Genomic DNA, 8,648 nt, shown 5'->3' with positions numbered 1-8,648 from the left:
AGTTAGGAGTTAGGAGTTAGGAGTTAGGAGTTAGGAGTTAGGAGTTAGGAGTTAGGAGTTAGGAGTTAGGAGTTAGGAGTTGGGAGTTGGGAGTTGGGAGTTGGGAGTTGGGAGTTAGGAGTTTGAAGTTAGGAGTTTGGAGTTTGGAGTTTGGAGTTTTTACTCTTCCCCTGCTTCCCCTGCTCCCCCATCCCCCTCATCTCCCACTCAGCACTGGCTAAACTCGCTAACGGAAAAGATGAACTCAGGACTCTTGAACGGCATTGGGCATTCACTAATGACTAATGACTAATGACTAATGTAACTATTGCCAGAAATCAATGACATCGTATCCTAGTTCTTCTAGCATGTGCCGTAACAGGGGTAAACTCAGTCCAATTACATTAGTGTGACAGCCTTCAATTTTTTCGACGAAGAAACTGCCAAAACCTTCAATTGCAAAGGCTCCAGCACACTTAAGGGGTTCACCTGTGGCAATGTATGCAAGAATTGCGCGATCGCTCATTTGACCAAAGTAAACTCTTGTAACTTGAGACTTGACTATTGTACGATTTTGAGCTATATCAATTAATGCATGCCCTGTGTACAAGTCGCCAAAGTTATCTTGCATTATCTGCCAACGGGCGATCGCTTCAGAGGTGTTTGGTGGTTTGCCGTAAATTTCACCATTCATCGACAAAACCGAATCACAACCCATAATCAAAGCCGATTCAAACTGTGGGGCTACAGTTTCCGCCTTGTATTGGGCAAGAGTTTTGACCAATTCTGCTGGTTCACTTAATTCAATTTGCGACTCATCAAAATCACTTGGTTTAACTATCGGTTCAATACCAACAGTTTGCAGCAAGCGGTGTCGGGCTGGGGAAGCTGAGGCAAGCACAAAAGGTGGAATTTTCATAATATTTATAACAAATTTAACAATTAGGCATTGGGCAATTCAATTTTAGATTTTGGATTAAATTTCAATCTAAAATCCAAAATCTAAAATCTAAAATCTAAAATTCTTCTTCCCCACTCCCCACTCCCCACTCCCCAATTAATAAACAGAAAAAGAATTTACAACCTCATCAATCATTCGTTTAACTTTCTGCCAGCGTTTTTCAGGAATTGAGGCGTTGAGCGTAAAAAGTTTACCACGGCTAACAGCAACGCTGGCGATGTTGTGTCGTTGCTGTTGATTGGCGAGTTTAACCTCATACTCTAAAAGGTAGTATATTTTACCGTCTACTTCTCGCTGTGCAGCATTGACTAATTCAGCTGAACGACCAGAGTCAGGAGGTGCCAGAGCCGCTTTTCCCAACTTATATCCTACTTCTGTTGGGGTTCCCAATTCTGACAAAGTTTTGCCTTCTGGAACTGGGCTAATCACAACCGAAACATTTTCCGACACCTCAATCAAATCGTGGAAAACTACATCTGGTCCGTTGGCAACTTTAACTTGCAGCCAGCCGTTAGGATATAAAAACTGATAGCCATCATTAGTGTCTACAAAGCTTTTGAGTCCAGATGCTGCCGCTACATCAGAATTACTCAGGCTGAAGCTCAACACCAATAGCAAAATTAATATAATTCGTTTCCACATTTTTACAGATTCCTTTGGGCTGGAGACAATACCAGGCTTGCATCATTTCTCGTTATTATTCTCCCACCAAGCGGGACGCTTCGGATGACGCATTAGATCAGGAGAGATCAATGCCCAAATGTCGGCAGATACTCCCTGACTCCGTGGTGTATCGCAAGTGGTATGAAATGCGTAAGGGACTTCCAAATAAAAAAATGTTCCAAAACTGACGCAAAAACTCTCTCTATTTCTTCTCTCTGCGTTGCGCCAGTCGCTACAACGGGGGGAACCCCCGCAACGCGCTGGCTTCTCTGTGCGGCAGTCACTCATGGGGAAACCCCCAAGACCGCGCTGCCTTGTCTCTGTGGTTCGTTTCTTGGAATAATTTATTTCTTGGAAGTCCCTAAGCGTAGATTGTCGTAGACATCGCCTACCCGCCTCGGAATGAATTCCAAGGATTATTAACAAAGGCAGATAGCGTAGCAATAAATAGCGTTGCAACTCTACCCGCCTCGGAATGAATTCCAAGGATTATTAACAAAGGCAGATAGCGTAGCAATAAATAGCGTTGCAACCTTACCCGCCTCGGAATGAATTCCAAGGCTAATAGCTCAAGTCAGCTTAAGCTGACTGGAAGATTTTTAACGATTCTGGGAATACTAGACACAGTAAATTGCATCAAAAACAGCACATACATGGCTCTGTGGCGACTTTACTATCATCTTGTTTGGGCGACAAAAGAGCGACAGCCACTAATTACCCCTGAACGCGAAACCCAACTTTATAGTTACATCATTGGCAAAGCCGATGCACTTGGTAGCATTATCCATGCTGTGGGCGGAATAGAAAACCACATCCATTTAGTGGCTTCTATACCACCGAGACTTTCTATCTCTGATTTTGTCCAAAATCTTAAAGGCAGTAGCGCTCATCATCTCAATCATCTCTCGCCCTCACAAGATTTGTTTGGCTGGCAACGCGGATATGGGGTTTTTTCAATGGGAAGCAAACAACTTGAGCAAGCTGTTATGTATGTAGAGAATCAAAAAGCGCATCATTTTAATGGAACTACAATTTCGTCTTTGGAACGGCATAATCATGAAGATGATAGGCCAAAACTCACGCAGCTAAACCAATGAATTCCATTAATCTTCACGTTCATTAAACCCTAGTCAGCTTAAGCTGACTTGAGCTATGAGCCTCAGAATTCATTCTGAGGCGGACTTGTTGTCAAGCCAATATTCCGCAATTATTCAAATACATAATTTCCAATCTCGCGCCGGAACCATCACCTGCCATCAGCCAATATTCCGCAATTATTCAAATACGTAATTTCCAATCTAGCGTCTAAACCATCACCCGCCATCAGCCAATATTCCGCAATTATTCAAATACATAATTTCCAATCTCGCGTCTAAACCATCACCTGCCATCAGCCAATATTCCGCAATTATTCAAATACATAATTTCCAATCTAGCGTCTAAACCATCACCCGCCATCAGCCAATATTCCGCAATTATTCAAATACGTAATTTCCAATCTAGCGTCTAAACCATCACCCGCCATAGGTTAGAAACCCACGGCTAATAGCGAAAGTCATCTCAAAGATGACTAAAGAAAAGTTAAAGAAATTAAAGGTTAATTGAAAACACAAAAAACCCCGACTTGATAGCCGAGGTAGATGGGAGAAGTCCAAATGTCGATTAATATACCGATGCCGAAATCTTTTTTCTTAGCAAATACCAGCTAGATAGTTAAGTTTAGTCTTTGCTAAGTTATGTAAATAAATTTAACAGAAATATTACAAATAGTCAACTAGACTTGACAAAAAAAGACTTATATAATTTATAAGAACTACTTATCAGGGACAGTATGGGATTATTTTTAAAGGTGTGGTGAGTGAAGTAGGGAAAATAAAACAGTTGCTGGCTAAGATAGTGAGATGAAAATGAGAAGCGATGGCTGTAGAGAGGACAAAACTCAGCGATTAGCTGCATAAATCAGGGTAGTTGGAATTAAGCCAAAGATTTGAGAAGCTAGCTACTAGATCACCAAAGTCTTTACAATTCCTTTGTTACCTGAAAAAGTATTTATCGACCTATGACGAATCAAGCTCCTATCCCGGTTATTGTCAACGGTGCTGCTGGTAAAATGGGCCGTGAGGTGATTAAGGCGGTGGCGCAAGCGCCAGACTTAAACCTAGTGGGTGCAATTGACCACAGTTTAGAACATCAAGATAAAGATGCTGGAGAGTTGGCGGGTTTAAGCGAACCCCTGGAAGTGCCGATTACCAATCAATTAGAACCGATGTTGGGGTATGTGGCTGGCGACAGACAGTCACCTCCAGGAGTGATTGTAGACTTTACCCATCCCGATTCAGTTTATGACAATATTCGTAGTGCGATCGCCTACGGTATTCGTCCAGTCGTTGGCACCACTGGGTTAAATCCAGAACAAATTCAAGACTTGGCAGACTTTGCCGACAAAGCTAGCACTGGTTGTCTAATTATTCCTAATTTTTCCATTGGTATGGTGCTATTGCAACAAGCCGCGATCGCAGCCTCAAAATATTTTGACCATGTAGAAATTATCGAACTGCATCACAACCAAAAAGCTGATGCACCCAGTGGTACCGCCATTCAAACGGCGCAGTTACTAGGAGAATTGGGTAAAACTTTTAACCCTGCTCTTGTAGAAGAAACGGAGAAATTAGCAGGAGCCAGGGGTAGTATAGCAGATGAAGGGATTAGAATTCATAGCGTGCGCTTGCCAGGGTTGATTGCCCATCAAGAAGTTATTTTTGGCGCAGCAGGACAGATTTATACTTTACGACATGATACGAGCGATCGCGCTTGTTATATGCCAGGAGTGCTACTAGCGATTCGCAAAGTCTTAGCGTTAAAGTCGTTAGTATATGGATTAGAAAAAATACTTTAAACTTTAACACTCAGCACTAATGTTAGTACCACTGACTCGCCAGAAATTTGAACAAGTTGTCCCCCTAATTGCCACTGGTTTGCAGTATAAGTACTACTGGGGTAAGTTCTCAAATTTTTTGCAACGGCTATTAATTTCTGTAGTTGCCGTAGTTGCTATTTTGCTTGTAACATTCGTTTTCAAGCTTGAATTTGCTTCAATAGTATTTGTGCTAGGGGTAGTTAGCGCTTTTTTTTGGCTGTGGTATCCAGTATTTCAAGCAAGTATGCGGAATTTGCAATGCCGCCGTTATAAGTATGGCGGCTTTTTCCGTGGTCGAGTGCTAGATTGGTGGATTACAGACCAGTTGATGGGTAAAACCGAAACAGTCAACAGCAAAGGCGAATTGGTAATTGTAGAAAATCGAGAAAAACAGATTAACTTAGAGGTGGGTGATGAAACAGGATTTAGCATTGAGTTTGTAGCACCATTACGTCCTGCCCACAAAATTATTACTCGCGGTCAAATTGCCGAAATGGTAGTGATGTCAAATCGCGCAGATTTGAGCAGTATTGAACAATTCAGCGATATATACTTTCCTAGCCGTGACCTGTGGGTTAGCGATTATCCTTATTTACGGCGAGATTTCTTTAACGAAGTTGGTCGCCGCTTGCGTGAAGACCAACAACAAAAGCCGCGTCGGCGACGTCGTAGCACAGAAGACTAAACTAGTCCGCAATCAAGCATATTTACGAACGGGAACATCCTACTTTGATGAGTTTCCCCTTCAAACGATAGGTCACTGACCCACAAACAAAACCTGCCGACTTAGGTTCTACATAAACCCGCGTTGGCGGATTTTGTTTATCTAGCCGCGATTTCCAATCGCCAGATATTTTTTCTAGAGTAGGATAATTTCTTAAAAACTGTGAGTCTGCAATAATATCGTGAGTCCCCTTAACACTTACCTTAGAATTGTTGAGGTAAATATTATAGTCATAAACAACGTTTTCATTTTTATAATTACTGTTAGTAATCTTGCCAGGAAAAGCATAAAAAATGTTTCTTAAAATTTTCACATCAGATGACTTATTAGCAAAGATTTGTCCCTCGTTAATTTCTGGACTCTGATTATTTAAAACAGCAGTGTTATTTACAATATCAATATGATCGCTTAAAAATGTATGAATACCTGAACCACCATTATTAAATGTAAGATTGTTTCCAATTAAAGTACGTCCTTTATATGCACCAAATTTGGAGTTGTCATTATGATTATTTCTTGAAGTATCAATAATAATGCCATTACCGTCTGTAATCCTTCCGACTTCAATCCAAGGAATGTACATGCGATTGTTGTAGGTCTTGTTGTTGGTCACGAACATTTTGTATCCTTGGTTGTTGTCAAAATTCCAATTGCTCAACATCGAAATTCCACTGCAACCATAAACGCTGTACCAAGCATTATCGAACACCACATTATTATCTACTGTTACATAGTCCGATTGAATCGCTGAAATGCCTGCTCCTCCACACCCATGTACCTTGTTGTTGACAATACGTATATGGTGAGTATGACCATTTTTTCGCCCATCGACGCTGATGCAGTTTCCATTTGTCAGAGGGTTTAATTTGTTAGTTTTCTCACTCATAGCGTAATCAAGAGTTACATTGGCATTGTTCCCTATCACCTCAAGCCCGTTTATTTCAATATATGACGCTCCATTGTGAATTAAAATTCCATTCCATCCATTGTGCTGAATTTTCGGACTGTGGCCAGGATATGCTTTAAACTTAATCCATGCATTTGCTTTTCCAGAGCGAGTAATAGATACTACCTGCCCATTCGGGCTTGCATTCGTATAGACTCCATTCATAATAAGTACAGTGTCCCCAGGATTAGTCAGGTTTGCTGCCTTTTGAATGGTCTGAAAGGGGGATGAGGAAGAAATTCCACTATTGTTGTCGTTTCCAGTACCGCTAACATAGTATGTTTTCGCAGTCTCGTTAGTGCTGATTAGCTTGCTACTGGATACAAGCTTTTGTTGACCATCAGTGGATACCTGACGAACCTTTTGAGTTAAAAATACTTTTATCTTTCCTCCCTGTGCCAAAAGAATTAATACCAGGGGGATTGTCAGAAATGCGATTAAACGAAAGCGTTGAGTTCCCACAAGAAAAAGCTCCTTGCTCGGCACTAATTAACAAAAATATTGGGATATTGAGTATTTTAAAATAGTATTTGCCCTAAAGAGTCAGATAGAGCCAAATTCCTAACTCCCGCGATTTCCATCTTGTCCATAGGCTTGCCAAGCTAAGTCTACCAATCCATCAACGATCGCAGCTGCTACAACTGCATTACCTTTGCGACTATCAATTGTGATGTTAGGCACTAGCGAGTCTTGTAAGCGCCTCTTCGCTTCATCAACATCGACAAATCCCACTGGAGTCGCAATTATCAAAGCAGGTCTAATTTCCTCAGCTTCAATTAAATCCACCAGTGCTGTTAGTGCTGTTTGAGCTTGTCCCACCACAAAAATGCCTTCTGGATAACGCCTTGCTAAGGTTTCTATTCCCCATGCTGTCCGAGTTTTTTCTTTTTGAGGACGTGTCAGAGCTTCCATGCTGCAATACAGGGGATTAGCAAAGGTGTTTTGAATCTCGTAGGCAATACCTACTTGCACCATTGGTACATCTACCACAATTGTGGTACGCGCGGCTAGTGCTGCTGCTCCTGCTTGCAAGGCCCGCTCAGAGAAACGAATCAAAGACTTATACTCAAAGTCAGCCGTAGAGTATATTACCCGACGCACAATCTCATACTCTGCCGGTGAAAAGACATGATTTTCAATTTCACTATCAATGATTGCTAAACTTTGAGCATCAGTTAGGTGCCATTCCATTTTTGTTGAGCTTCTCAAATATTAGCTTTCAGCTTATCAGCTTCAGAGAGTGAGTAGTTAGGAGTTAGGAGTTATAAGTTAAGTAAAAACTCCTAACTCAGTACTCATAACTCATTACTGGAAGAAGGCCGACTGAAAACAGGAGATAGGTAGGCAACCAACACGCCAATAAGAAATCCAGAGATATTGCGAACTAGAGGTAACCAGTCGCTTGTGCGTGTCACTACTGGCCCAATGCCAAAGGCAAGAAACAAGATTCCCCACAAAGGTGAGAAAATTAAAGCCCATTGCCAAGCGAAAATTTGTCCTTTCTCGCGGGGTTGGGCTGCAAATCCACAAATAACCCCACCAATAATTGAGGTAATCAAGGTGAGAATCCACTGCTCTCGGGGCAGTCCGGGGACAACATTGCAACCACCTTTGAGCAAACAGCCTTTAACTGATTCTAAAGCTTGCAGAATGGCTTGGTCTTCGCCTTGTTCCCGGACAAAGTACAAGTTACCGAAGCGGGTTTGTAGTTCTATCCAGAATGTCCGGGGTAAAAGTTCATAAACAGCATCGCCGACGCTAAAACTGAGGATGTTACCGCCACGAGAATCGGCAACTAAAAGAATGCTTTTGTCATCCAAACCCCAATATTTTATAACTGCCCGACCTGGGGTGCGATCGTATTGGGTCAATACTCGCAGTTTCCAGCCCGTATCAACTTCAAACTGCTCTAAATCTTTGACAAGCTTTTCTTCTTGCAGCACAGGAAGAGATTTTGCTAAGTCTACAACTGGGGTAAAGGTGCTAGGAAGTAAGTCAGGATTGTCATAAGCCAGTGCTGGGGGAGAATGCATCACCCAAATTGACCCAGCCAAAAAAAATACTGCAATGGATACCAGAATTCGTCGCCAAAAACAAGATTGCATGGACGTTTTTATACAAATATCAACGGTAAAAGCGAACAAGTTGTTTTAAAAGAGTACTAGAAAAATGATAGTTCTTTACACTTGTTTACTTTACTCTAATCTAAGGGATCAAAGCAAAACGTTTTTAGGAATAGGGCATTGGAAGGGAATTTAAAGCACATAGAAAGATTTTTGTCAATCAGCAAAAATACTCAAAATTGACTAAACCATAGTGGAGTTCGACATACAATAAAAGCAGAACAATTAGAGGTGAGAGATGACTAATACCAATTCTGTATGAAGATGCGCTAAACCATATTTAAGTACAAGAAAGAAAAACGAACCGCAAAGTCCGCAAAGAACACAAAGAAAGA

8 protein-coding genes are annotated in these 8,648 nt (G+C 41.5%); 3 read left to right on the top strand and 5 right to left on the bottom strand.

Annotated elements, in window-relative coordinates:
* Positions 1-304: 304 nt before the first annotated feature.
* Together V7K73_RS25950 and psbP are read right to left on the bottom strand one after the other, a co-directional pair.
* The gene (locus V7K73_RS25950) at positions 305-898 is read right to left on the bottom strand and encodes a Maf family protein (protein ID WP_334884363.1); all 594 of its coding nucleotides are present in this window, start codon (positions 896-898) and stop codon (positions 305-307) included.
* Between the two features lie 138 nt (positions 899-1,036).
* Positions 1,037-1,582, bottom strand: coding sequence for a photosystem II reaction center PsbP (psbP, locus tag V7K73_RS25945; protein ID WP_334884361.1), 546 nt, complete (start codon positions 1,580-1,582; stop codon positions 1,037-1,039).
* A gap of 674 nt (positions 1,583-2,256) precedes the next feature.
* On the opposite strand from psbP, the gene tnpA reads away from it, so the two are divergent.
* The 3 genes from tnpA (at position 2,257) to V7K73_RS25930 (ending at position 5,205) form a co-directional block, all read left to right on the top strand.
* Complete coding sequence (gene tnpA / locus V7K73_RS25940) at positions 2,257-2,700, top strand: IS200/IS605 family transposase (protein WP_334884365.1); 444 nt, start codon at positions 2,257-2,259, stop codon at positions 2,698-2,700.
* Positions 2,701-3,662: 962 nt separating this feature from the next.
* Positions 3,663-4,499, top strand: coding sequence for a 4-hydroxy-tetrahydrodipicolinate reductase (dapB, locus tag V7K73_RS25935; protein ID WP_334884359.1), 837 nt, complete (start codon positions 3,663-3,665; stop codon positions 4,497-4,499).
* A 19-nt stretch (positions 4,500-4,518) separates the two neighbouring features.
* Complete coding sequence (locus tag V7K73_RS25930) at positions 4,519-5,205, top strand: phosphate ABC transporter permease (RefSeq protein WP_334884358.1); 687 nt, start codon at positions 4,519-4,521, stop codon at positions 5,203-5,205.
* Positions 5,206-5,227: 22 nt separating this feature from the next.
* Here the strand turns inward: V7K73_RS25930 and V7K73_RS25925 are convergent, their stop codons facing one another.
* The 3 genes from V7K73_RS25925 to V7K73_RS25915 form a co-directional block, all read right to left on the bottom strand.
* On the bottom strand, positions 5,228-6,652 hold the full coding sequence (locus tag V7K73_RS25925) for a right-handed parallel beta-helix repeat-containing protein (protein ID WP_334884355.1): 1,425 nt from the start codon (positions 6,650-6,652) through the stop codon (positions 5,228-5,230).
* A gap of 99 nt (positions 6,653-6,751) precedes the next feature.
* Positions 6,752-7,381: a precorrin-8X methylmutase gene (locus V7K73_RS25920; protein ID WP_334884354.1), complete on the bottom strand. Its 630-nt coding sequence runs from the start codon at positions 7,379-7,381 to the stop codon at positions 6,752-6,754.
* Between the two features lie 104 nt (positions 7,382-7,485).
* Complete coding sequence (locus V7K73_RS25915) at positions 7,486-8,295, bottom strand: TPM domain-containing protein (RefSeq protein ID WP_334884352.1); 810 nt, start codon at positions 8,293-8,295, stop codon at positions 7,486-7,488.
* Between the last annotated feature and the right edge of the window lie 353 nt (positions 8,296-8,648).

The sequence above is a fragment of the Nostoc sp. genome (assembly GCF_036916975.1).
Taxonomy (GTDB): Bacteria; Cyanobacteriota; Cyanobacteriia; order Cyanobacteriales; family Nostocaceae; genus Nostoc.
This window is presented reverse-complemented; position numbering and strand designations above follow the sequence as displayed.